Below are 25,001 nucleotides of genomic sequence, written 5' to 3'. Positions count from 1 at the left end.
GTTCTGCCGTGGTGGCAGGCTTGCCTTTCACTGCGCCTGCCACACAGAATATTGCACTCGAGAGGTGGTCTCCCCACCGGACGGCTCATGATAGAATCGCCGCTTTCTCGCTGCGGTGTCGCTCCGGCGCTCCGAGAGTACCAGCAGCACCGACGACTTCCGCGACATCTCAGTGCTTGTGATGATCCTGGCGAAAGCGGTGAATCGCCGCCGCCATGACAGCCGTCAGTTCGCTGTCATCCTCTGCTGCAGGTGCCGCCGAGACAGGCGCGCGCGTCGTGCGCGGTGCAGCCGGTAGCGGCGCGGGCGCAAAACGGTCCACCAGCTTGGCCATCGCCATCATGGCGACTACCAGCAGACTTAGAAACACGAACACGAACCCCATCCCGAACACCATCAGGTTCAAGCCTTCACCGAGCAGATCATTCTCTTGCATGCCAGTGTCCTCGAGTCATTCTCGTCATCGCGCCAATCAGGGTGCGGCATGAGCGATGATTGCCCATGCCTTCGATGATGCTCGACACGTCCAAGCGTTCACGCCGTTGCGTCGCTGGCCACTGTCGACACCCCATGCAGCGGCATTCAGTGCTTGTTGATCGCTTTAAAGTGCCTGATTCCACGGCAATTGCAATGACACCATCGTTGACCCCACAAGCCCTCGCGCGGGCTGGCCGCATCGGCATCGCGCCGATGGAAGGCGTGATTGATGACATCACGCGCGAATGTCTCACCGGCCTTGGCGGCTATGACTGGTGTGTGACGGAATTCGTGCGCGTGACGCATGTCAAGCTACCGCCTCGCGTCTTCAAGCGTATCTGCCCGGAGCTGCTGGAAGCCTCCCCGACACGGACGGCACGCACACGACACGACACACCGGTCGCATTGCAGCTGTTGGGTGCCGACCCCGAGGCGCTGGGCATCAACGCTCGCGTCGCGGCACGCCTGGGGGCACCCAGCGTCGACATCAACTTCGGCTGCCCGGCCAAGACCGTCAACCGTCACGACGGAGGCGCAGCCCTGCTGCGCTCGCCGGACCGCGTCTTTCGTGCGGTGGAGGGCGTGCGCAATGCCCTCAAGGGCACCGGGGTACCCGTCACGGCCAAGATTCGCCTCGGCTTCAACGACCGTCGCCTGGCACTGGCATGCGCTCAGGCAGCCCAGGCCGGGGGCGCCACGCAGCTGGTCGTGCATGGGCGCACCAAACAGGAAGGCTATCGTCCGCCAGCGCACTGGGAATGGATCGGCAAGATCACGTCCGAACTCTCCATTCCGGTCGTTGCCAATGGGGACATCTGGGACATGCCCTGCTACTGGCGGGCTCGCTCACTGTCCGGCTGTCGCGATGTGATGCTGGGGCGTGCCGCCCTGGCCGACCCCTTCCTCGCGGCGCGCATCAAGCACTGGCAGATGACCGGGGAGTTGCTGCCCGAGACGGACTGGACACAGCGTGCACAGGTGCTGCTCTCCCACGCCGAACGCTGCGCCCATCTGCCTGACAAGGTGATGGTGCCGCTGCTCAAGCAGTGGATGAACATGATGCGCCAGAGCGGCAACGAGGAAGCGGAACGTCGCTTCCAGGCCATCAAGCGCCACAAGGGGCGCGCCGAATTCTTCACCGGTCTGGTTGCAGGTACCTCGCTGGCATTGGCGCCGAGTCTGTTGACATCGGTGACCCGCATGCCGGAATCCGCCGACTTGCCCGCCCTCGCCTGATCCGTCCGAAACAAAAAAAGGCGCCCCTCGCGAAAAGGGCGCCCTAGCGATCGTCCGCCCGAAGGCGTGACATCACAGTCAAGGAAAACGGGGAACTGTCAGACATGACATGAAGGCAAGGATCGAGGCCATGCCGGCTGAGACCGAAGATGCCTGACTTTTCTTCAGACGAAGAAAAACCCGCTTCAGTGAAGCGGGTTTTTCAATTGGCGCGCCCTGGAGGATTCGAACCTCCGACCGCCTGATTCGTAGTCAGGTACTCTATCCAGCTGAGCTAAGGGCGCATAAACCTTGAAATCTGTGGCCTGAGCATTTCAAATGTCTTCAGGACTTGACTTGCGAGTGTTGTGTCTTTCCAACACTGTCTTGCATTGCAGTGGCGCGCCCTGGAGGATTCGAACCTCCGACCGCCTGATTCGTAGTCAGGTACTCTATCCAGCTGAGCTAAGGGCGCATCTTACTGCATTTGTACCTAATGGCGGAGAGAGAGGGATTCGAACCCTCGATAGGGCTATAAACCCTATACTCCCTTAGCAGGGGAGCGCCTTCAGCCACTCGGCCACCTCTCCTCATCAGGTACGGCGCATATCTTACTCATTTGATTGGGCTTTGTCTAGCCCCTGTGTCGATTTTTTGGCTTCGATGCAGAGCATCTCATCACCATTCGACAACAGGCTCGAGGCTGCGCGCCCCCAAGCAATCTCCCCGCATGAACCAGAACATGACGATGGCTAGCCTGTCGTCGCGTCTCGTTCGAGGGAGCGGGAATAATACCCAAGAAGAAGTCGTCTGTCTCCCCCTTTCCAGGAAAAAAGTGAATTTTTTCCTTATGGAACACTGACTTGACGCTCAGCCGCCCATTCAGCTCTGCCTGATGCCTCCGACGCATGCATCTGAGCCTGAACGGATCGAGTCACTCAGGCCGCCAGGACCGGGCAACGCCCAGACCGCACAGACCATATCCCAGAAACACGAACGCCAACCAGGTGGACAGCGTGGTTGGCGTTCGTGTGGTGCTCTCGAGAGTATCCGGAGCCATCTGGTGGGCATGACATGCCATCAGGCGATGGCATCACCATTGTCTTCCTTCTCGCGCTGGATACGCTGATAGATCTCTTCACGATGGACGGCGACGTCCTTGGGTGCGTTGACACCGATTCGCACCTGATTTCCCTTCACACCGAGCACGGTGACGGTGATGTCATCACCAATCATCAGCGTTTCACCTACTCTACGGGTCAGGATGAGCATGACTGATCTCCTTGTCAGTAATTCATACAGCCGGGACGGCAACAGGATTCGAAGTCAGCGACCGGCAGGGACGAGCCGGCCACCGAGGTGCATGAGGCCTGGAGATTATGCGTCATGCATGCTCCGACGGCCAACACCACCCCTTCATATCAACTGAATGACTCGTTGAATGAAAGCACCCGACACACCGGCTCTCCCCCAGAAGGTGCGATCGCCAATGTATCGGGTGCATGAGGCAGGGCCCCTGGCGCTCCTTGCCGGGCCTCACTTCCATGCAGTGCAGTCCCTGGCGGAAGGACGAGCCACCCACGGGTGGCAAGTCACTTCATCTGAGCACCATTGTGCTGATCATTCAATGCAAATCAGGCAGTCTCGTCGCTGACGGCTTCCGCATCCAGGCCGAAGGCGGTGTGCAGTGCACGCACGGCCAGCTCCATGAACTTCTCGTCGATCAGAACGGAGATCTTGATCTCGGACGTGGACACCATGCGGATGTTGATGCCCTCTTCCGCCAGCACGCGGAACATCTTGGAGGCGACACCGGCATGGGAACGCATGCCGACACCGACCAGCGAGACCTTGGCGATATTGTCATCGCCTCTGAGCTCACCGCCGCCGACGGACGGAATGACCGTCTCGTTGAGGATACGCTGGGTCGCCTTGAAGTCGCTCTTGGCCACCGTGAAGGAGAAGTCGGTCGTATTGCCGTCCGGGGAGACGTTCTGGACGATCATGTCGATCTCGATGTTGGAATCGGCGATCGGGCCCAGAATCTTGGAGGCGACACCCGGAATGTCCGGCGTGTTGAGCAGGGTCAGCTTGGCTTCGTTGACATTGAAGGCAATGCCAGAGATCAGCGGTTCTTCCATGTTGTCTTCTTCCTCAGCGACGATCAGGGTACCCGGGCCATCCTCGAAGGAAGACAGCACACGCAGGGGAACATTGTACTTGCCGGCGAATTCCACCGAACGGATCTGCAGGATCTTGGAGCCAAGGCTCGCCATTTCCAGCATTTCCTCGACGGTCACCGTCTCCAGACGACGTGCCTTGGAGCACACACGTGGATCAGTGGTGTAGACACCATCGACATCGGTATAGATCTGACACTCGTCCGCCTTGAGGGCTGCCGCCAGGGCGACGCCGGTGGTATCGGAGCCACCGCGCCCCAGTGTCGTGATATTGCCTTCATCATCGACCCCCTGGAAGCCAGCGACCACCACGACCTTGCCAGCATCGAGGTCTTCGCGCAGGTCATCGGTGTCGATGCGCTGGATACGCGCCTTGGTGTGCGCGCTATCGGTACGAATGCCTACCTGAGCGCCGGTATAGGAGGTCGCGTCGACACCGATCTTCTGCAGTGCCATGGCCAGCAGGGAGATGGTCACCTGCTCACCGGTAGAGACCAGCATGTCCATTTCGCGCGGCGTCGGGTCATCGTTGATCTCGCTGGCGAGACCGATCAGTCGGTTCGTCTCGCCACTCATGGCTGAGACGACCACGACAACCTGATGTCCTTCGTCGCGGAATCGCTTGACCTTCTCGGCGACGGCCTTGATCCGCTCCACCGAGCCGACCGAAGTGCCTCCGAACTTCTGAACGTATAGCGCCATGTGCGTTTCCGTTATCCGTGTCCGTTTGCGTTGTCCCCACATGAGACTCATGCGGGCCCAAAAAGAGGCCGGGTCTCCTCACGAGAAGCCCGGCCTTCATCTTGTCTTCTTACCCCAGCTGGGCGTCTACCCAGGCTGGCACGCCGGCCAGTGCCCCGGGAAGCGATGCGGCATCACTGCCACCGGCCTGCGCCATGTCAGCACGACCACCGCCCTTGCCACCGACCTGCTCAGCCACGTGACGCACCAGATCACCCGCCTTGATGCGCGAGGTCAGATCATCGGTGACGCCCGCAATCAGGCTGACCTTGTCACCATCCGCGACGCCAAGCACCAGAATGCCGGAACCCAGCTTGGATTTCAGGTCATCCATCAGGCCACGCAACTCCTTGCCGGAGACGCCTTCGACCTGCTTGGCCAGCACCTTGAGCCCCTGGACATCCGCGATGTCGCTCAGCATGTCACTGGCAGAAGCGGACGCCAGCTTGGCCTTCAGACGCTCAAGCTCCTTCTCGAGACCGCGGTTGCGCTCAAGCAGACTGGTGACACGCTCCTCGACCTGCTCCGGCTTGGCCTTGAGGCGCTCGCCCAGACGAGTCAGGGTCGCTTCCTGCGCCAGCAGGAAATCACGTGCCGCACGGCCAGTGATGGCTTCGATGCGGCGCACGCCGGAGGCGATGCCAGTCTCGGCGATGATGTGCATCTGACCGATATCACCACTGCGCTTGACGTGAGTCCCACCACACAGCTCGATGGAGAAGGCATCCTGACCGATGGTCAGCACGCGGACCTGCTCACCATACTTGGCATCGAAGAGTGCCGCCGCGCCGCGCGCCTTGGCTTCATCGAGAGTCATGAACTCGATGGTGGTCTCGGCGTTGGCGAGAATCTGCGCATTGACGATGCGCTCGACCTCGGAGAGCTGTTCTGCGGTCATCGCCTCAAAGTGACTGAAGTCGAAGCGCAGGCGCTCGGCCGTCACCAGCGAGCCCTTCTGCTGGACGTGCTCACCCAGCACCTGGCGCAGCGCTTCATGCAGCAGGTGCGTGGCGGAGTGGTTGCGCACGGAGGCAGCACGCAGATCTGCATCGACCTGCGGACGCACCGCGTCGCCCACCGCGAGCGAACCTTCGATCAGCACACCGTGATGCAGATGATGTCCGGCCTGCTTCTGGGTATCACTGACCTGGAAACGGCCGCCCTCCAGATGTAGATAACCGGTATCGCCCGCCTGACCACCGGACTCGCCATAGAACGGCGTGGTATCGAGTACCACGATGCCCTTGGTATCGGCCTCGAGACGCTCGAGCGTATTGCCTTCGCTGTCGAACAGCGCGGTGACGGTCGCCTCACCCTCGAGGTGATCATAGCCGGTGAATTGCGTCTCGCCTTCCAGCGTCAGGTTGGCGGAATAGTCGCCCCCGAAATTGCTGGCAGCACGTGCACGCTCACGCTGAGCTTCCAGCGCGGCCTCGAAACCGGCCTCATCGAGGATCAGTTCGCGCTCGCGGCAGATGTCGGCGGTCAGGTCGTAGGGGAAGCCGTAGGTATCGTAGAGCTTGAAGATGGTTTCGCCGTCGAGGGTATTGCCATCCAGCTCGGCGATGGCCTCCTCGAGCAGCTTCATGCCGTGCTCCAGCGTACGCGCGAACTGCTCCTCTTCCTTGAGCAGCACACGCTCGATCTGCTCACGCGCAGAGCGCAGTTCCGGATAGGCATCGCCCATCTCGGCATCCAGCGCCGCGACCAGCTTGTAGAAGAAGCTGCCGCGCGCGCCCAGCTTGTGACCGTGACGCACGGCACGGCGGATGATGCGACGCAGCACGTAGCCACGCCCTTCGTTGGACGGCAGCACGCCATCGGCGATCAGGAAGGCACACGAACGGATGTGATCCGCCACCACGCGCAGCGAGGGAGTGGTGATGTTGTCATGACCGATGATCTCGGCCGCCGCCGCCAGCAGATTCTGGAACAGGTCGATCTCGTAGTTGGAGTGCACGCCCTGCATCACGGCCGCGACGCGCTCCAGCCCCATGCCGGTATCGATGGACGGCTTGGGCAGCGGGTTCAGCGTGCCTTCGGCATCACGATCGAACTGCATGAAGACCAGGTTCCAGATCTCGATGTAGCGATCGCCATCTTCGTCCGGGCTGCCCGGCGGGCCACCGGCGACGTCTTCACCGTGATCATAGAAGATCTCGGAAGACGGGCCACAGGGGCCGGTGTCGCCCATCTGCCAGAAATTGTCCTCGTCGAGACGCGAGAAGCGGTTCTGATCGATGCCGACCTCGTTGAACCAGATGTCGCGGGCTTCGTCATCGCTGACGTGCACGGTGACCCACAGCTTCTCCTTCGGCAGGCCCAGCTCTTCGGTCAGGAACTTCCAGGCGAACTGGATGGCTTCGCGCTTGAAGTAGTCACCGAAGCTGAAGTTGCCCAGCATCTCGAAGAAGGTGTGGTGACGTGCGGTGTAACCGACGTTGTCCAGGTCATTGTGCTTACCGCCGGCGCGCACGCAGCGCTGTGCCGAGGTGGCACGGCTGTAGCCACGCGGATCACGGCCCAGGAAGACATCCTTGAAGGGCACCATGCCGGCGTTGGTGAACAGCAGGGTCGGGTCGTTGTTCGGCACCAGAGAACTGGTGGGAACGATGGTATGCCCCTGCTTCTCGAAATAGGTCAGGAAGGCGTTTCTGATTTCTGCGCTTTTCATAGAGGTTCCGTAGCGATGTGCGTAAAGACGCTCCGGGGGTCTTCTTCTGCATGACTTCCGCATGGTTTCTGCATGTTCATCCATGTGGGAATGCATGGAGGTGCAATGAAAAGCATGAAAGAAGGCGCCTGCCCCGTGCCGTCGCAAGACGACCTAGTATAACGCCTGTTCGCGCAAGCTAAAGGGGGGGAAATGGCTTGAGTGACCGGTTTGCGCGTTCCGAGCCATTGCCCGGGCAATGGCTGGCCTCACGCCTCGTCTTCCGTCCAGGCGGACTCCATGGCGTAGCGCAACTGCTCGTAGTCGAAGCCGCGCTGGAGCAGGAAGCGCTCTCGGCGCGCACGCTCCTTGTGACCCTCGCCCGCTGAGGAAAAGCGCCTTGCCAACGTCTCGCGCGCCAGCTCGAAGAAGTCCACCGCATCAATATGTCCGAAGGCATCAGGCACCGGATCACAGGCAGCACGCATCACGGCACCTGACGTCTCGTTGTCGATGCCACGCTGGCGCAACTCCTGCTGGATACGCCTGGGGCCCTGCCCCCTCAGCACCCGTGTCCGCAGGAAGCTGGCGGCGAAGCGCTCATCGGATTGCAGGCCTTCCTCGACCAGACGCTCCAGCACTTCCTCGATCAGCAGCTCGACCTCATCACGACTCAAGCGCGTCTCGGCGCCCTCCTCGCCACTCGCGGACTGCTCCGCCAGCGCATCATCGCTGACGGTCTGCAGGTAGTCGCGCTCCTTGAGATAGTCGTGCAGCTCGCGACGGCTGTGCTCGCGGCGTGCCAGACGTGCGATGGCGTCATTGCGGGCACGCCGTTGCGGCGTCATCGCGCCGACATCGAGGGGCTGATAGTCCGGCCCGGCGGTCTCTCTTTCCTGATCGTGCATGTTGGCGCTCCTTTCTGGAGGGGCACCCGAGATGGCGAAATCCCCGGTGCAAAACGCACAGCGCCCGCCACCGAAAACGGGGCGGGCGCTGCAGATCACTGAAAGGCGCTGAAATCAGCGCTCAATGAACACGTTCTCGAGCAGGTCTCAATCGAGATCCAGATCATCTTCATTTTCGGCGACCACTTCTTCCTTGGCCTCTTCCTTGGTTTCCGGAGAAGCCAGCAGCTGGGCGCGAATCTGGCTCTCGATCTCTTCCATGATCGCGGGGTTGTCCTCCAGATACTGGGCGGAGTTGGCCTTGCCCTGACCGATCTTGCTGCCCTGGTAGCTGTACCAGGCACCTGCCTTGCCGACCAGACCACACTGCACGCCCAGATCAATGACCTCACCGGCGTGGTAGATGCCCTTGCCGTAGAGAATCTGGAACTCGGCCTGGCGGAACGGCGGCGCGACCTTGTTCTTCACGACCTTGACGCGAGTCTCGTTACCGGTGACTTCATCGCCGGACTTCACGGAGCCGGTACGACGGATGTCGAGACGGACACTCGAGTAGAACTTCAGCGCGTTACCACCGGTGGTGGTTTCCGGGCTACCGAACATCACCCCGATCTTCATGCGGATCTGGTTGATGAACACCACCATGCAGTTGGCATTCTTGATGTGACCCGTCACCTTGCGCAGCGCCTGGGACATCAGACGCGCCTGCAGGCCGACGTGGGAGTCACCCATCTCACCCTCGATCTCGGCACGCGGCGTCAGGGCTGCCACGGAATCGACGATGATGACGTCGACACCACCGGAACGCACCAGCATGTCGACGATCTCGAGTGCCTGCTCACCGGTATCCGGCTGGGAGACCAGCATCTCGTCCAGATTGACGCCGAGCTTCTCGGCGTAGGACGGATCCAGCGCGTGCTCGGCATCGATGAAGGCACACACCTTGCCCTGCTTCTGGGCCTGGGCGATGACCGAGAGCGTCAGTGTCGTCTTGCCCGAGGATTCCGGACCGTAGATCTCGACCACTCGACCGAAAGGCAGGCCACCGATGCCGAGCGCGATATCCAGGCCCAGAGACCCGGTGGATACCGACGGGATGGCCACACGCGGGGCATCGCCCATGCGCATGACGGCGCCCTTGCCGAACTGGCGCTCGATCTGGGACAGCGCCGCGTTCAGCGCCTTGGTACGATTGTCGTCCTGTGCCATGTGGCCTCCTGTCGAACGGCGGCGCCGCATGGGCAACCACCTGAAATAGGAAATTCTCAAGCTTCGGGTGATGCAGAGACTGTCAGCCTAGCGGCTGGGCTGTCATGGCAAAACCCTGTATACATGGACAGTATGATGCCGCATGTTTCATCGTTCTGCCAGTCCGGTGATGCGCTTTTTCAGGCAGCAGTCTCAACGCAGAGGGTTGCATGCGTCTCGAGCCTCACCAGTTCAGCCCTGCCAGGCTTCCACGCATTCGATCAAGCCTTGCAATGCCACCCTCACGGCGGCGTCGCGCACGGCCTGCCGGTCTCCCGGAAAGTGGAAACACCGCGCCTGCTGTCGCGCCTCACTGCCCCATGCCAGCCACACCGTCCCCACGGGCTTTTCTTCACTGCCGCCTCCCGGACCCGCCACACCACTGATTGCCACCCCCAATTCGGCACCGCTGTCACGACACGCTCCCTTGACCATCTCGCGCACGACGGCCTCGGAGACTGCCCCGAAGTCCGCGAGCGATGCTTCGCTGACGCCGAGCAGACGCCGCTTGGCAGCATTCGAGTAGGTCACATAGCCCGCCTCGAAATAGCCGGAGCTACCGGAAATCGCCGTGATCGCGGCACTCACGCCACCCCCGGTGCATGACTCTGCAGCAGTGATCTGGACTCCGCGCGCCAATGCCAGCGCCTGCAGCTGCTCGGCCAGTGCATTCGCATCCGGTGCCTCGGACGTCGTATCCGTCAATCGGGCCATGAACGAACTCCTTTCTAGAAGTGGTCTGAGGAAAAGGGAAGCGAGCAGGAGGCATCACAGGCATTGGAGCCGGCCGTGCCAGTCCGTAGAATATCGCGCATCCCGCATGCCGTGTTCTCGCATGTGCGTCTTTTTCCCATTGCAGTGCAGTCAAGGAAGTCCATGGCCATGGCCAAGAACAGCGCGCCCCAGATGACGCCGATGATGGCGCAGTACATGAAGATCAAACGCGAGCACCCCGGTGTGCTGCTGTTCTATCGCATGGGCGACTTCTATGAGCTGTTCCATGAGGACGCCAAGCGAGCCGCGCAACTGCTCGACATCACCCTGACGGCACGTGGCAGCTCCGGCGGCTCCCCCATTCCCATGGCAGGGGTGCCTTATCACAGCGCCGAGGGTTACCTGGCACGCCTGGTGAAAATGGGCGAATCCGTGGCCATCTGCGAGCAGATCGGCGATCCCGCGACCACCAAGGGCCCCGTCGAGCGCAAGGTGGTGCGCATCGTCACACCGGGCACCCTGCATGACGAGGCGCTTCTGGATGCCAGCCGTGACAATCTGCTGGTGGCGCTGCATCGAGACGGTGAGACCTGGGGCCTGGCGGCACTGGAGCTTTCCTCAGGACGCTTCAGCGTACTGGAAGTCAATGGCGATGAAGAACTGCTGGCCGAGATCCAGCGTCTGTCACCCGCCGAGCTGATGGTCGGCGAGAGTCGTGAACTGCCAAGCAGTCTTGCCTCACGCCCGGGCCTGACCCGTCAGAGTGACTGGCATTTCGACCATGAGACCGCGTTGCGCCTGCTGTGCGATCAGTTCGGCGTTCAGGACCTCAATGGTTTCGGTTGCAGTCATCTGACCTGCGCGGTCACCGCTGCTGGTGCCCTGCTCGACTACGCGCGTGACACGCAGCGCACCGGTCTGCCCCACGTGACGGCGCTGGCCGTGGAGAGTCGCGACGATTCGGTCGTGATCGATGCCGCCAGCCGTCGCAACCTCGAGATCGACACCAATCTTGGCGGCAGCAGCGACAACACGCTGGCCAGCGTATTGGACGTGACTGCTACCGCGATGGGCTCACGCCTGCTCAAGCGCTGGCTCAACCGCCCGCTGCGCGATCAGACCCAGATCGGCCAGCGCCAGGCGGCAGTGCAGCGCTTGATTGAGGGTGACTACCCCTTCGAACTGCAAGGCCTGCTCAAGCGGATCGGCGATGTGGAGCGCATCCTGGCGCGTGTTGCACTGCGCAGCGCCCGCCCGCGGGACATGGCGCGCCTGCGTGATGGCCTCAATACACTGCCAGAGCTGCGCGCCGTGCTCGCCAGCGTCGAGAAAGGCAGTGCCATCGATGACCTGCGCGATGGCATCCGCCTGTTCCCCGCCCTCTCGGCCATGCTCAGCGAAGCGCTGATCGAGAATCCGCCGGTCGTGCTGCGCGATGGCGGGGTGATCGCCGATGGCTACGACGATGAGCTGGACGAGTATCGCGGCCTCTCCGAGAACGCCGGTCAGTATCTGGTGGCCCTCGAGACCCGTGAGCGTGAGCGCACCGGCATCAGCAACCTCAAGGTCGGCTACAACCGCGTTCATGGTTACTTCATCGAGCTGCCGCGCTCCCAGTCAGCGGAAGCTCCGCCGGAATACATCCGCCGCCAGACGCTCAAGAATGCCGAGCGCTTCATCATCCCGGAACTCAAGGAATTCGAGGACAAGGCGCTGTCGGCCAAGTCCAAGTCGCTGGCCCGCGAGAAGCTGCTGTATGAGCACCTTCTGGATGACCTGAATACCGAACTGGATGGCCTGCAGCAGACGGCACGCGCCCTGGCGTCACTGGATGTGCTCACCGCCTTCGCTGATCGCGCCGCCGCACTGGACTTCGTCCGCCCACAGCTCAGCGACACGCCGGGAATCGACATCGAAGGCGGCCGCCACCCGGTGGTGGAACATGTCAGCGACCACCCCTTCGTGCCCAACGACGTGCGCTTTGACGATGCGCGCCGCATGCTGGTGATCACCGGCCCCAACATGGGCGGTAAATCCACCTACATGCGTCAGACCGCGCTGATCGCACTGCTCGCGCATACCGGCAGCTTCGTACCCGCCGCTCGCGCCTGCATCGGCCCGCTGGATCGCATCTTCACGCGTATCGGCTCCTCGGATGACCTGGCCGGTGGCCGCTCGACCTTCATGGTCGAGATGACCGAGACTGCCAGCATCCTGCACAACGCCACCGACGAGAGTCTGGTGCTGATGGATGAGATCGGTCGCGGCACCTCGACCTTCGATGGCCTGTCATTGGCCTGGGCAAGCGCCGAGCACCTGGCCCGCACGCGCGCCTTCACGCTGTTCGCGACCCATTATTTCGAGATGACGGCACTCCCCGAGCACGTCGATGGCGTGGCCAACGTTCACCTGACCGCCGCAGAGCATGGCGATGGCATCGTCTTCATGCACCGTGTCGAGGAGGGGCCGGCAAGCCAGAGTTATGGCCTGCAGGTTGCCCAGCTGGCCGGGGTCCCGCAGAACGTCATCCTGCGTGCACGTGAGAAATTGACCAGTCTCGAGCAGCAGGAGGTCGATCGTCCGCAGGTTGCCCGTGAAGATGCACTCGGCCAGCCAGTACCGCAGCAGAATGACCTCTTCGCGGCACCGCCTCACCCGATCGTCGAAGCCTTGACCCAGCTGGACCCGGATGACCTGAGCCCCAAGCGGGCACTGGAACTCATCTATGAATGGCGCAAGATCCAGTAAGCGGCGGAGTGAGTCGACTGACAAGTCGCATGACACGATGCGCCTGCCGACACTCGACAGTGCGCGATGGGCATAGCACCATTCCAAAACGATCCGCCCACGCTGATTGCGAGGGCGGCAGAGCGCCACTAGAATAACGCCTTATAACACTCGCGCCGCTTATAACCTGAAACTCAAGATGCCGCTCAGACGGCACAGAGTGGCGCTGGACCACGACCTACGAGAGACGCCGACCCGCGTCAGGAGACCCAGATGGCATTCATCGTCACCGAGAACTGCATCCGCTGCAAATACACTGACTGCGTGGAGGTCTGCCCGGTCGATTGCTTCTATGAAGGCCCCAACTTCCTGGTCATCAACCCGGACGAGTGCATCGACTGCGCTCTGTGCGAGCCGGAGTGTCCCGCGGAAGCCATCTTCTCCGAGGACGAAGTGCCGGAGAATCAGAAGGAATTCATCGAGCTGAATGCCGATCTGGCCGAAGTGTGGCCGAACATCAGCGAGAAGAAGGACGCCATGGAAGACGCCGAGAAGTGGGATGGTGTCGAAGGCAAGCTCGAATACCTGGAGCAGTAAATGCCCTGCCCGACCTGACCGGGCAAGCACCAGGTTCTCATCAAGACGGCAGCCACTCCCTCAGGGGTGGCTGCCGTCTTCGTCTTGAGCGCTCATGGTCAGCCAGCCCGGCAGGTGGGGCCGAAAAAAAGGCACAAAAAAGGGCAACCCCGAAAGGTCGCCCGCTCCAAGCGTGTCCCTGTCGATCCGTCCTGGATCGTGTTCCTGGGTGCTGTCCCTGCCCGTCATGGCATCCTGCCATTCAGAGCGCACCGTCACGCATGGGGCATTGTGGCACTGCTTGCGCAGCTGTCCCACCACAATGCCCGTTTCTGCTTATTGCCTGCCCTGCTGTCCTGCTCATGCAACTGCATCGCAGATGCATTGCCCGGCATCCTGCCCGTGCCGCTCCTGACCTGCCTCAGCTGACAGTCTCATGATGTTCCGTGATCTGACATCCTTGCCTCGGCATCCTGCCGTCGAGATTCTGCCGCTGATTGCCTCGTCTGCCTGACACGGATGATGTCCCGTCATCCGTCACTCCTGTGAAGGCGAGCTTCCTGACTGCATATCGGGTCGAGACCCATCAACCATCCCTGTCATGATTGCGCGTCCGCTGCCAATGACGATACCGTCACTCTGGATCTTCCTGATCCGGTACTTCCTGTACCTGGCCATTCATCCGTGGTCCCTGGCCAATTCCTGCCCGCTCCTCGGGCAAGATGCCATGCAGTGCTGCTGCTTCCGTCATCCTTGACGGTTCCTGTTCGCTGAACATCCTGTTCAGACGAGTCGGGCATCCTGCCCGACGTACTCCCTGGAAGATCATCAAGAGCATCCTGCTCAAGGGTGCGGTGTCCCGCCGCATCCCGCTTCCATGACGCTATTCTGGTCAGCAAGCCGTCATCAGGCAACTAGCCAAACCGCTCAGACGAATCGGGACAAACAAGGAAGCTTTTAGATAAAACTGTTGTAAAACAGTGATCTAAAGAAAAACATACGATTGAACACGTATCCGGAGTGCAGCAGTTATCCTCTATATCCTGCATATCTTGTAGGAAAAGGCTTACATGAACTGACTGCAGAGATGGGGAAAGTCCACGTACTTGAGACGCAACCTGCGCGGACAGCACGTGTAACGCACGACGGGGCCGTACCCGAAGGTACGACCCCGTCATGTGGAAGCGTTGTGGATGCCGACGACCAAGACGGCATCCACAAGCCTGTCGCCTGCTTACTGGCCCTTGATCTCTTTCAGGCCATTGTAGGCGACATCGCCCAGCTGCTGCTCGATCACCAGCAGGCGGTTGTACTTGGCGACACGGTCAGAGCGGCACAGAGAACCGGTCTTGATCTGCCCGGCACAGGTACCCACGGCGAGGTCGGCGATGGTGGTGTCTTCGGTCTCGCCACTGCGGTGGGAGATGACCGCAGTGAAGCCAGCGGCCTGCGCCATCTTGATCGCATCCAGGGTCTCGGACAGTGAACCGATCTGGTTGAACTTGATCAGGATGGAGTTGCCGATGCCTTCATCTATACCACGGCTCAGGATGCGCGTGTTGGTGACGAACAGGTCATCACCGACCAGCTGCACCTTGTCGCCGAGCTTGTCGGTCAGCAGTTTCCAGCCTTCCCAGTCAGACTCGTCCATGCCGTCTTCGATGGACACGATGGGGTATTCGTCCGCCAGCTCGGCCAGGTAGTCGACGAAACCACGTGCATCGAAGCTCTTGCCTTCACCAGACAGATTGTACTGGCCATCCTTGTAGAACTCGGAGGAGGCACAATCCAGCGCCAGGGTCACGTCAGTGCCCAGCGTGTAGCCCGCATCGCTGACCGCCTGCTTGATGACCGCCAGCGCTTCGGCATTGGAGGCAAGGTTCGGTGCGAAACCACCTTCGTCGCCCACGGAAGTGCTCAGATCGCGGCCCTGCAGGACCTTCTTGAGCGCGTGGAAGATCTCGGCGCCGGTGCGCAGCGCTTCACGGAAGGTCGGCGCGCCGACCGGCTGGACCATGAACTCCTGGATGTCGACATTGTTGTCGGCATGCTCGCCGCCATTGATGATGTTCATCATCGGCACCGGCATGGAGTACTTGCCCGGCTGACCGTAGAGCTCGGCGATGTGAGCGTAGAGCTCGATGCCCTTGGCCTGGGCAGCTGCCTTGGCAGCGGCCAGGGAGACCGCGAGGATCGCATTGGCACCCAGCGATTCCTTGTTCTCGGTGCCATCCAGCGCCAGCATGGCGTCATCCAGCGCACGCTGGTCCAGTGCATCCATGCCCACGAGACGCTCGCGGATCGGGCCATTGACGGCTTCGACTGCCTTCAGCACACCCTTGCCCAGATAACGGCTCTTGTCGCCATCACGCAATTCCAGCGCTTCGCGCGAACCGGTGGAGGCACCGGAAGGCGCGCAGGCGCTGGCACGTTGTCCACCTTCCAGCACGACCTCGGCCTGTACGGTCGGGTTACCACGGGAATCGAGCACCTCAAGGGCGCGGATTTCGACGATATTGGCCATCTTGTGTCGTCCTCTACACGGGGGATTGAAACACCACGACGGGCATCTTGCCCATAGCGCAAAAAGGCCGCTCACAGGGTAGTGAACGGCCAGTAGTCATGTTCAGCGAATATCCAGCGGCGCAAAGCCCTTCACCAGCGAATCCAGCGATTGCAGCTGGCGCAGGAAGGGTTCGAGCTGATCCAGCGGCAATGCGCAGGGGCCGTCACATTTGGCATTGTCCGGGTCCGGATGTGCCTCGAGGAACAGGCCTGCCAGCCCCAGCGCCACGCCGGAACGGGCCAGATCGAAGACCTGCTCACGACGACCACCGGCGGAATCGGCCCGCCCACCCGGGCGTTGCAGCGAGTGGGTGACATCGAACAGCACCGGCAGCCCCGTATCCTTCATCTCGGCCATGCCGAGCATGTCGACCACCAGATTGTTGTAGCCGAAGCTGGAGCCGCGCTCGCACAGCAGAATCCGGTCATTGTCCGCTTCACCGCACTTGGCGACGATATGGCGCATTTCGTGCGGGGCCAGGAACTGCGGCTTCTTGACGTTGATGACGGCACCGGTGCGCGCCATGGCCACGACCAGATCCGTCTGGCGCGCCAGGAAGGCGGGCAGCTGGATGACATCGGCCACTTCGGCCACGGCAGCTGCCTGATGAGGCTCGTGGACGTCAGTGATGACCGGCACGCCAAAGCGCGACTTGATCTCGGCGAGGATCTCGAGACCCTTCTCCATCCCCGGCCCGCGATAGGAGTGCATGGAGCTGCGATTGGCCTTGTCGAAGCTGGCCTTGAAGACGTACGGCATGCCGAGGCGCGATGTCACCTCGACATATTGCTCGGCGACCTCCAGTGCCAGCTCACGCGATTCCAGCACGTTCATGCCACCGAAAAGCGTCATCGGCCGATCATTGGCGACTTGCAGGCCTGCAAATTCGATCACGCGTTGTTCGTTGCTCATCACTGCACCGTCCATCAAAAACGTTGCCCACCGGCGGCTCAGCCGCGATGCCCTTGCCTGCCGGACATTCTTGATGAGCCGCCGCGGAAAAGACCCACGGGCGCCACTCTGGCGTGACGCCCGGCGATCACCCTATCACTCGCCGCGAGTCCGCGCCGCCTTGTGATTGAGCGCCGCATTCACGAAGCCGGAGAACAGCGGGTGACCATCACGCGGGGTGGAGGTGAACTCCGGGTGGAACTGACACGCGACGAACCACGGGTGGTCCGGCAGCTCGACCATCTCGACCAGCGAGTTGTCGACGCTGCGGCCCGAGAAGATCAGACCGGCCTCTTCCAGCGCCGGCACGAACTGGTCGTTGACCTCATAGCGGTGGCGGTGACGCTCGACGATCTCATCGCTGCCATAGGCCTGATGCGCCTTGGAGCCGTTGAGCAGACGACAGGCCTGACCGCCCAGACGCATGGTGCCGCCCAGGTCGGATGCCGCGTCACGGGTCTCGATCTTGCCTTCCGGCGTCAGCCATTCAGTGATCAGACCGACCACCGGGTGCTGGGTGTCGTGAGTGAACTCGGTGGAGTTCGCATCAGTCCAGCCGGCCACGTTGCGGGCAAACTCGATGACCGCGACCTGCATGCCCAGACAGATACCCAGATACGGCACCTTGTTCTCACGTGCGAAGCGTGCGGTGGCGATCTTGCCTTCCACACCCCGCTCGCCGAAACCGCCCGGCACCAGCACCGCGTCCTTGCCGATCAGACGATCGGTACCGTTGCGCTCGATCTCTTCGGAATCGATGAAGTCGACGTTGACCTTCACACGTCCCTGGATACCGGCATGAATCAGTGCCTCGTTCAGGGACTTGTAGGCGTCCAGCAGCTCCATGTACTTGCCGACCATCGCGATGTTGATGGTCTTGAGCGGGTTGAGCTTGGCATCCAGTACCGACACCCACTCGGACATGTCGGCCTCTTTGGCCTCCAGGCGCAGCTTGTCGCAGACAATCTCATCGAGACCGGCTTCATGCAACATCAGCGGAATACGATAGATGGTGTCGGCATCCTGCAGCGACACGACAGCACGTTCCTCGACATTGGTGAACAGCGAGATCTTGCGACGCTCGCTTTCCTCGATCTCGACTTCGCTGCGGCAGATCAGGATATCCGGCTGGATACCGATGGAGCGCAGCTCCTTGACGCTGTGCTGGGTCGGCTTGGTCTTGGTCTCACCAGCCGTCTTGATGTACGGCACCAGCGTGAGGTGCATGAAGATGGCACGCTCGCTACCCAGCTGGGCGCGCAACTGACGGATCGACTCCAGGAATGGCAGGGACTCGATGTCACCGACGGTGCCACCGATCTCGACCAGCGCGACGTCATAGCCTTCACCGCCAGCGATCACGCGACGCTTGATCTCGTCGGTGATGTGCGGGATGACCTGAACCGTTCCACCCAGGTAGTCGCCGCGGCGCTCCTTGCGCAGCACGTGCTCGTAGACACGGCCGGTGGTGAAGTTGTTGCCCTGGGTCATGCGCGAGCGGATGAAACGCTCGTAGTGACCGAGGTCCAGATCGGTTTCCGCGCCATCTTCAGTGACAAAGACTTCGCCGTGCTGGAACGGGCTCATGGTGCCCGGATCGACGTTGATGTACGGATCCAGCTTGAGAATGGTGACCTTGAGGCCACGGGCCTCGAGAATAGCCGCCAGCGAAGCGGATGCGATGCCCTTGCCAAGCGAGGACACAACGCCGCCCGTCACGAAGATAAATCGTGTCATGGAAACCTGCCGAAAACGTGAGCTGTAGGAGAGATCCGGGGGAACGGATCAGGATGGGTCGCCAGTCTAGCGGAAAGGCTGCTCCGGCTCAATTTGATTGCCACTCCATCCATCCTTGGTGACGCCGCCACGGGCACCCGCCCAACGTATCAGGCCCGCCGTGGCGGGCCTGATACGTGATACTGCGATCTCTTTACACTTCCAGGAAATCGAGAATCCCTTCTGCGGCCCGGCGACCTTCATCAATGGCGGTCACCACCAGATCGGAACCGCGCACCATGTCACCACCGGCGAACACCTTGGGATTGGTGGTCTGGAAGGCGAGTCGCTCGGCACTGGTCGCGATGCGCCCACGCTCATCGACCCCGATATCGAAATCGGTGAACCACGGCGCAGGACTGGCCTGGAAGCCGAAGGCGACGATGACGGCATCCGCCGGCAGGATCTCTTCGGAACCCGGCACCACTTCCGGACGCTGGCGCCCGTTGGCATCCGGTTCACCCATGCGGGTACGCACGACCTTGACGCCCTCGACCTTGCCCTCACCGACCACCGCCACCGGCTGGCGATTGAACAGGAAGTCGACGCCTTCCTCACGAGCATTGGTCACCTCACGACGCGAGCCCGGCATGTTGGCCTCGTCGCGACGGTAGGCACAGGTCACGGTATCGGCGCCCTGACGGATGGAGGTGCGGTTGCAGTCCATCGCGGTATCACCACCGCCGAGCACCACGACCTTCTTGCCTTCCATCGAGACGTAATCGGCCGGGTCCTTCTCGAAGCCCAGGCAGTGATTGACGTTGGCGATCAGGAAGTCGAGCGCCTTGTGAACTCCCGGAAGATCCTCGCCCGGGAAACCGCCGCTCATGGCGTTGTAGGTGCCCATGCCCAGGAAGACGGCATCGTATTCCTCGAGCAGGGCATCGAAGCCGATGTCACGACCGACCTCGACATTGAGACGGAACTCCATGCCCATCTCTTCGAAGATCTCGCGTCGGCGCGTCATCACGCCCTTCTCGAGCTTGAACTCCGGGATACCGAAGGTCAGCAGCCCACCGATCTCCGGGTGACGATCATAGATCACCGGACGCACACCGTTGCGCACCAGGATATCGGCTGCCCCCAGACCCGCCGGGCCGGCACCGATGATGGCGACGCGCTTGTCCGTCCAGCTGACCTTGGACATGTCGGGGCGCCAGCCCATCGCGAAGGCGGTGTCGGTGATGTACTTCTCGACCGAACCGATGGTGACGGCACCGAAGCCATCATTCAGGGTGCAGTCGCCTTCACAGAGACGATCCTGCGGGCAGACGCGCCCACAGACTTCGGGCAGCGAGTTGGTCTGGTGCGAAAGCTCCGCAGCCTCGAGGATGTTGCCCTCGGAGACCAGCTTCAGCCAGTTGGGGATGTAGTTGTGTACCGGACACTTCCACTCGCAGTAGGGGTTGCCGCAACCCAGGCAGCGATGCGCCTGACTGGCCGCTTCCACCGGCTTGAACTCGGCGTATATCTCGTTGAACTCGCGGGCACGCACGCGAGCATCTTTCTTCTGCGGGTCCTGACGACCCACATCGATGAACTGGAAGTCGTTGGCGAGCTGATTGGCCATGATAAATCCTCTCTCAAAATCCGGGCACCGTCGCGGTGCGGGCCCTCACCCGGGGCTTGCCAGGGTGAGGGATGCGATCACTCCGGCTGACGCCGGGACTGATCGAGCAATCCCCCCAGGCTTGCCGCCTTGGGCTTGACCAACCAGAAGTGACGCACGAAGTCAGGGAAATCACGCAGGATGTTGCGACCGCGCTCGGAGCCGGTCTCGGCCACGTATTCCTCGATCACTTCGCGCAGATGGCGACGATAGGCCTCCATGGCTTCGGTATTGATACGGTGGATTTCCACCAGCTCGTGGTTGTACTTGTCGACGAAGTCTCGACTCTCGTCCAGTACATAGGCGAAGCCGCCGGTCATGCCTGCACCGAAGTTGACGCCGGTTTCGCCCAGCACGCAGACCAGCCCGCCGGTCATGTACTCACAGCAGTGATCGCCCGCCCCTTCGATGACGGCATGCGCACCGGAGTTGCGCACCGCGAAGCGCTCGCCGGCAGTTCCCGCGGCGTACAACTTGCCGCCGGTCGCCCCATACAGGCAGGTGTTGCCGATGATGGCCGTCTTGTGGCTCTCGAAGCGCGAGCCGCGCGGCGGCACGATGGTCAGCTTGCCGCCATTCATGCCCTTGCCGACGTAATCGTTGGCATCGCCTTCCAGATGCATCTCGAGGCCATGCGCATTCCAGACCCCGAAGCTCTGCCCTGCCACGCCGGTCAGGCTGACCTTGAGCGGCGAGCCCGCCAGTCCTGCCTCGCCATACCGCTTGGCGATCTCACCGGAGACACGCGCCCCGATGGAGCGATCGCAGTTGGTGACATGGAAGCTGAACTCGCCACCGCTGCGGCTGTCGATCGCCGACTCCATCGCCGCCAGCATCTCGAGGTTCTTGGCGCCGGGGTCATGCGGCTCGTTGCGGCTGACCTGGCAGAACTGCGGCGCGTCCTCGGGCACGAAGTCATTGCCCAGCAACGGCGTGAGGTCGAGACGACGCTGCGCGTTGGTCTCGCCTTCCAGCACTTCGAGCAGATCGGTACGACCGATCAGGTCGGTGATCTGGCGCACGCCCAGCAGCGCCATCAGCTCGCGCACCTCTTCAGCGATGAAGCGGAAGTAGTGCTTGACCATCTCGACGGTGCCGCGGAAATGCTCATCACGCAGCGCCTGGTGCTGGGTCGCGACACCGGTGGCACAGTTGTTCAGGTGACAGATACGCAGGTACTTGCAGCCCAGCGCCACCATCGGTGCCGTCCCGAAGCCGAAGCTCTCGGCCCCCAGAATCGCCGCCTTGACCACATCCAGACCGGTCTTGAGACCGCCATCCGTCTGCAGACGAATCTTGTGACGCAACTGATTGATGCGCAGCGCCTGGTGCACCTCGGGCAGCCCCAGCTCCCACGGGGAACCGGCATGCTTGATCGAGGTGATCGGGCTGGCCGCGGTGCCACCGTCGTAGCCGGAGACGGTGATCAGGTCGGCATAGGCCTTGGCGACACCGGTGGCGATGGTGCCGATACCGGGCTCGGAGACCAGCTTGACCGAGACCTGCGCTGACGGATTGACCTGTTTCAGGTCAAAGATCAGCTGTGCCAGATCCTCGATGGAATAGATGTCATGGTGCGGCGGCGGCGAGATCAGTGTCACCCCCGGCACGGCGTAGCGCAGACGTGCGATCAGGTCGTTGACCTTGCCGCCCGGCAGCTGACCGCCCTCACCGGGCTTGGCGCCCTGTGCGACCTTGATCTGCAGTACCTCGGCATTGACCAGGTACGCCGGCGTGACACCGAAACGCCCGGACGCGATCTGCTTGATCTTGGAGGAGCGCACGGTACCGTAGCGTGCCGGGTCTTCACCGCCCTCACCGGAGTTGGAGCGCCCGCCGGCCTCGTTCATGGCCTGCGCCAGCGCCTCATGTGCCTCGGGAGACAGCGCGCCGAGAGACATGCCGGCGCTGTCGAAGCGCGGCAGCAGTGATTCGACGGACTCGACTTCCTCAAGCGGCAGCGGCTCGGCCACGGGCTTGAGGCTCAACAGATCGCGAATGGTCGCGACCGGACGCTCGTTGACCAGGCGCGCGAATTCCTTCCACTTGCCGTAGTCCCCCTGCTGCACGGCCTGCTGCAGCTTCATCACCACGTCAGGGTTGTAGGCGTGGTACTCACCACCGTGCACGTACTTGACCAGACCGCCCTGCTTGATGCGCTTGCGCGGCAGCCAGGCTTCACGCGCCAGCAGCTCCTGCTGGAACTGCAGCTCGGCGAAGCCGGCGCCTTCGATGCGCGAGGCCATGCCGGTGAAGCACATGTCCATGACTTCACTGTTGAGCCCTACGGCCTCGAACAGCTGCGAGCCACGGTAGGAGCCGATGTGCGAGATGCCCATCTTGGACAGGATCTTGTAGAGGCCCTTCTGCATGCCCTTGCGATAGTTCTCGCGGGCATCGGCCGGGTTGCCGGACAGCTCGCCGGTGCGATGCATGTCGGCCATCACCTGATAGGCAAGGTAGGGGTAGACCGCCGTGGCACCAACCCCGAACAGCACTGCCATCTGGTGTGCATCACGCGCATAGCCGGTCTCGATGACCAGATTGACGCGCGGACGCAGTGCCAGTGCTCCGAGGTGATGGTGAATGGCGCCAGTCGCCAGTGCGGCATGGATCGGCAGCTGTCCCTTCTTCAAGCCACAGTCGCTGAGTACCAGGATAACCTTGCCATTGCGCGCCGCTTCCTCGGCCTGCTGACAGATGCCCTGAAGCGCCTGCTTCAGAGAGTCCTGACTCGGGTCATAGTGCAGCTTGAGCGTCTGGGAGGTGAACGCCGGGTCCTCATGATTGACCAGCGCATTGAACTTGCGCGGTGACAGCACCGGCGTGGTCAGGATCAGACGATGCGCGTGTTCCGGCGTCGCGTCGAAGATGTTGAGCTCGGCGCCACAGCAGGTCTCCAGCGACATCACGATCGCTTCGCGCAGCGGATCGATCGGCGGATTGGTGACCTGGGCGAACTTCTGGCGGAAATAGTCGGTCAGTACGCGGTTCTGGCGCGACAGCACGGCCATCGGGGTGTCATCCCCCATGGAGCCGACCGCCTCCTGACCGCTCTCGGCCAGCGGGCGCAGCAGCTGATCACGCTCTTCAAAGCTGACCTGGAACATCTTCTGATAGACGTCCAGCGTGTCCGCTTCCATCGGCTGGAAACGCGCCAGCTCGGTCAGCGCGGACTCGAGGTAATTGGCATTTTCACGCAACCAGCGCTTGTAGGGATGGGCCCCCTTGAGGCGCTCGCTGACCTGATCGGTGTGCAGCACTTCACCGGTCTCGGTATCGACACCCAGCACCTGCCCCGGCCCGACACGCCCCTTGGCGACGACATCTTCCGGCTTGTAATCGTAGGTACCGATCTCGGAGGCCAGCGTGATGAAGCCATTGCGGGTGATGACCCAACGCGCCGGACGCAGACCGTTGCGGTCCAGCATGCACACGGCGTGGCGACCGTCGGTGAGCACGATGCCCGCCGGACCATCCCAGGCTTCCATGTGCATGGAATTGTATTCGTAGAAGGCCCGCAGGTCGGAATCCATCTGCTCGACGTTCTGCCAGGCCGGCGGCACCATCATGCGGATGGCGCGATAGATATCCATGCCACCGGTCAGCAGCACTTCCAGCATGTTGTCCATGCTGGAGGAATCGGAGCCGACCGTGTTGACGATCTCGTCCAGCTCGGCGATCTCGGGCAGCTGCTCGGAGACGAAGTTCTCCTTGCGCGCGTTTGCCCAGCCACGGTTGGCCTCGATGGTGTTGATCTCGCCGTTGTGGGCGAGGAAGCGGAACGGCTGGGCCAGCGGCCAGCGCGGCGCGGTGTTGGTCGAGAAGCGCTGGTGGAAGACACAGATCGCGGTCTCGAGGCGCGGGTCGCCCAGGTCCTTGTAGAAGCGCGGAAGGTCTTCCGGCATCACCAGACCCTTGAAGGAGATGACCTTGCCGGACAGCGAGCAGACGTAGAAGTCCTCTTCGCCCTTCAGCGCCTGCTCGGCGTATCTGCGCGCCATGAACAGGTCGACATTGAAGGCGATATCGGTACGTTCACTGGAAGCTGCAACGAAGACCTGACGAATGCGCGGCAGGCAGTCGCGGGCCATCGGGCCGCACACGCTGTCATCCACCGGCATGTCACGCCAGCCGAGCACCTCGAGGTTGCGTGCCGTCAGAGCGGACTCGAAAGCATCACGCGCGGCCTGTTCACGCGCGTCATCATTCGGCAGGAAGAGCGTACCGACGGCATAGCGCTCGCCCAGCTCGAGCCCGAGCGTCTCTCGGGCGATCTGGCGCATGAAGCCATCCGGCATCTTGAGCAGCAGGCCGCAGCCATCACCGGTCTTGCCGTCGGCAGCGATACCACCGCGGTGAGTCATGCACGTCAGGGATTCAATGGCAGTCTGCAGCAGCTCATGGCTTGCCTGCCCTTCCATATGGGCGATCAAGCCGAAGCCGCAGTTGTCGCGGAACTCTCCCGGTTGGTGGAGACCTTTATTCATGGGCGTGCCTCACGGAGAAATCATGTGTCCAGATGCTTTTCAACAAGCATTTTCGAGGTTATAGTTATCGGTTATCTTTATTTTTATGCCTGCCGATAGTGGCGCCATCAGTGTCGCAACACGACGCCAGATTTCCCTCGAGCATATCCCCGCGCTTCCCCACCGCGCAA

Annotated in this window: 15 protein-coding genes and 3 tRNA genes; 3 read left to right on the top strand and 15 right to left on the bottom strand. The window is 61.9% G+C overall.

Annotated features, from left to right (window positions below):
• Positions 1-169 precede the first annotated feature (169 nt).
• Positions 170-436 carry an OadG family protein gene (locus BFX80_RS01975; RefSeq protein WP_084207845.1) on the bottom strand — a complete coding sequence of 89 codons (267 nt, stop codon included), beginning with the start codon at positions 434-436 and terminating at the stop codon, positions 170-172.
• A 254-nt stretch (positions 437-690) separates the two neighbouring features.
• Between BFX80_RS01975 and BFX80_RS01970 the strand changes: the two genes are divergently transcribed.
• On the top strand, positions 691-1,713 hold the full coding sequence (locus BFX80_RS01970; RefSeq protein WP_084209583.1) for a tRNA dihydrouridine synthase: 1,023 nt from the start codon (positions 691-693) through the stop codon (positions 1,711-1,713).
• 207 nt (positions 1,714-1,920) lie between these two features.
• Here BFX80_RS01970 and BFX80_RS01965 read toward each other — a convergent pair.
• From BFX80_RS01965 to BFX80_RS01925, 9 genes are all read right to left on the bottom strand, one after another.
• Positions 1,921-1,997, bottom strand: a tRNA-Arg gene (locus tag BFX80_RS01965).
• A 93-nt stretch (positions 1,998-2,090) separates the two neighbouring features.
• A tRNA-Arg gene (locus BFX80_RS01960) sits at positions 2,091-2,167 on the bottom strand.
• Between the two features lie 22 nt (positions 2,168-2,189).
• Positions 2,190-2,282: transfer RNA gene (locus tag BFX80_RS01955), tRNA-Ser, on the bottom strand.
• A 490-nt stretch (positions 2,283-2,772) separates the two neighbouring features.
• A complete protein-coding gene (csrA, locus tag BFX80_RS01950; protein WP_043332937.1) occupies positions 2,773-2,964 on the bottom strand; it encodes a carbon storage regulator CsrA in 192 nt (63 codons plus the stop codon).
• A gap of 362 nt (positions 2,965-3,326) precedes the next feature.
• On the bottom strand, positions 3,327-4,574 hold the full coding sequence (locus BFX80_RS01945) for an aspartate kinase (RefSeq protein ID WP_077377982.1): 1,248 nt from the start codon (positions 4,572-4,574) through the stop codon (positions 3,327-3,329).
• Between the two features lie 109 nt (positions 4,575-4,683).
• Positions 4,684-7,287 (bottom strand): alanine--tRNA ligase, encoded by a 2,604-nt coding sequence (gene alaS / locus BFX80_RS01940; RefSeq protein WP_084207844.1) that lies wholly within the window; start codon positions 7,285-7,287, stop codon positions 4,684-4,686.
• Between the two features lie 248 nt (positions 7,288-7,535).
• The gene (locus BFX80_RS01935; RefSeq protein ID WP_240499641.1) at positions 7,536-8,174 is read right to left on the bottom strand and encodes a regulatory protein RecX; all 639 of its coding nucleotides are present in this window, start codon (positions 8,172-8,174) and stop codon (positions 7,536-7,538) included.
• Positions 8,175-8,321: 147 nt separating this feature from the next.
• The gene (recA, locus tag BFX80_RS01930; protein WP_077377977.1) at positions 8,322-9,383 is read right to left on the bottom strand and encodes a recombinase RecA; all 1,062 of its coding nucleotides are present in this window, start codon (positions 9,381-9,383) and stop codon (positions 8,322-8,324) included.
• A gap of 231 nt (positions 9,384-9,614) precedes the next feature.
• Positions 9,615-10,136 carry a CinA family protein gene (locus BFX80_RS01925; protein WP_084207843.1) on the bottom strand — a complete coding sequence of 174 codons (522 nt, stop codon included), beginning with the start codon at positions 10,134-10,136 and terminating at the stop codon, positions 9,615-9,617.
• A 168-nt stretch (positions 10,137-10,304) separates the two neighbouring features.
• On the opposite strand from BFX80_RS01925, the gene mutS reads away from it, so the two are divergent.
• The gene (mutS, locus tag BFX80_RS01920) at positions 10,305-12,884 is read left to right on the top strand and encodes a DNA mismatch repair protein MutS (RefSeq protein WP_084209581.1); all 2,580 of its coding nucleotides are present in this window, start codon (positions 10,305-10,307) and stop codon (positions 12,882-12,884) included.
• Between the two features lie 252 nt (positions 12,885-13,136).
• The gene (fdxA, locus tag BFX80_RS01915) at positions 13,137-13,460 is read left to right on the top strand and encodes a ferredoxin FdxA (protein ID WP_077377971.1); all 324 of its coding nucleotides are present in this window, start codon (positions 13,137-13,139) and stop codon (positions 13,458-13,460) included.
• A 1,213-nt stretch (positions 13,461-14,673) separates the two neighbouring features.
• On the opposite strand, the gene eno is transcribed toward fdxA, so the two are convergent.
• The 5 genes from eno to gltB form a co-directional block, all read right to left on the bottom strand.
• A complete protein-coding gene (eno, locus tag BFX80_RS01905) occupies positions 14,674-15,963 on the bottom strand; it encodes a phosphopyruvate hydratase (protein WP_077377968.1) in 1,290 nt (429 codons plus the stop codon).
• Between the two features lie 102 nt (positions 15,964-16,065).
• Entirely contained in the window at positions 16,066-16,917 is an 852-nt protein-coding gene (gene kdsA / locus BFX80_RS01900) for a 3-deoxy-8-phosphooctulonate synthase (protein WP_084207841.1), read from the bottom strand.
• A gap of 135 nt (positions 16,918-17,052) precedes the next feature.
• Entirely contained in the window at positions 17,053-18,693 is a 1,641-nt protein-coding gene (locus BFX80_RS01895; RefSeq protein WP_077377963.1) for a CTP synthase, read from the bottom strand.
• A gap of 193 nt (positions 18,694-18,886) precedes the next feature.
• Complete coding sequence (locus tag BFX80_RS01890) at positions 18,887-20,302, bottom strand: FAD-dependent oxidoreductase (RefSeq protein ID WP_084207840.1); 1,416 nt, start codon at positions 20,300-20,302, stop codon at positions 18,887-18,889.
• 77 nt (positions 20,303-20,379) lie between these two features.
• Positions 20,380-24,831: a glutamate synthase large subunit gene (gltB, locus tag BFX80_RS01885; protein WP_084207839.1), complete on the bottom strand. Its 4,452-nt coding sequence runs from the start codon at positions 24,829-24,831 to the stop codon at positions 20,380-20,382.
• Positions 24,832-25,001 lie beyond the last annotated feature (170 nt).

The sequence above is a fragment of the Cobetia marina genome, from assembly GCF_001720485.1.
Classification (GTDB): Bacteria; Pseudomonadota; Gammaproteobacteria; order Pseudomonadales; family Halomonadaceae; genus Cobetia; species Cobetia marina.
Note: the sequence above shows the minus strand (reverse complement) of the source record. Positions and strands in the feature narration are given on the sequence as shown.

Excerpts from the sequence above, each read along its gene's own strand:
- BFX80_RS01945 (WP_077377982.1), bottom strand. The coding sequence starts at position 4,574 with ATGGCGCTATACGTTCAGAAGTTCGGAGGCACTTCGGTCGGCTCGGTG.
- kdsA (WP_084207841.1), bottom strand. The coding sequence starts at position 16,917 with ATGAGCAACGAACAACGCGTGATCGAATTTGCAGGCCTGCAAGTCGCC.
- csrA (WP_043332937.1), bottom strand. The coding sequence starts at position 2,964 with ATGCTCATCCTGACCCGTAGAGTAGGTGAAACGCTGATGATTGGTGAT.
- BFX80_RS01925 (WP_084207843.1), bottom strand. The coding sequence starts at position 10,136 with ATGGCCCGATTGACGGATACGACGTCCGAGGCACCGGATGCGAATGCA.
- fdxA (WP_077377971.1), top strand. The coding sequence starts at position 13,137 with ATGGCATTCATCGTCACCGAGAACTGCATCCGCTGCAAATACACTGAC.
- BFX80_RS01890 (WP_084207840.1), bottom strand. The coding sequence starts at position 20,302 with ATGGCCAATCAGCTCGCCAACGACTTCCAGTTCATCGATGTGGGTCGT.
- gltB (WP_084207839.1), bottom strand. The coding sequence starts at position 24,831 with ATGAATAAAGGTCTCCACCAACCGGGAGAGTTCCGCGACAACTGCGGC.
- eno (WP_077377968.1), bottom strand. The coding sequence starts at position 15,963 with ATGGCCAATATCGTCGAAATCCGCGCCCTTGAGGTGCTCGATTCCCGT.
- alaS (WP_084207844.1), bottom strand. The coding sequence starts at position 7,287 with ATGAAAAGCGCAGAAATCAGAAACGCCTTCCTGACCTATTTCGAGAAG.
- BFX80_RS01895 (WP_077377963.1), bottom strand. The coding sequence starts at position 18,693 with ATGACACGATTTATCTTCGTGACGGGCGGCGTTGTGTCCTCGCTTGGC.
- mutS (WP_084209581.1), top strand. The coding sequence starts at position 10,305 with ATGGCCAAGAACAGCGCGCCCCAGATGACGCCGATGATGGCGCAGTAC.
- BFX80_RS01935 (WP_240499641.1), bottom strand. The coding sequence starts at position 8,174 with ATGCACGATCAGGAAAGAGAGACCGCCGGGCCGGACTATCAGCCCCTC.
- BFX80_RS01975 (WP_084207845.1), bottom strand. The coding sequence starts at position 436 with ATGCAAGAGAATGATCTGCTCGGTGAAGGCTTGAACCTGATGGTGTTC.
- recA (WP_077377977.1), bottom strand. The coding sequence starts at position 9,383 with ATGGCACAGGACGACAATCGTACCAAGGCGCTGAACGCGGCGCTGTCC.
- BFX80_RS01970 (WP_084209583.1), top strand. The coding sequence starts at position 691 with ATGGAAGGCGTGATTGATGACATCACGCGCGAATGTCTCACCGGCCTT.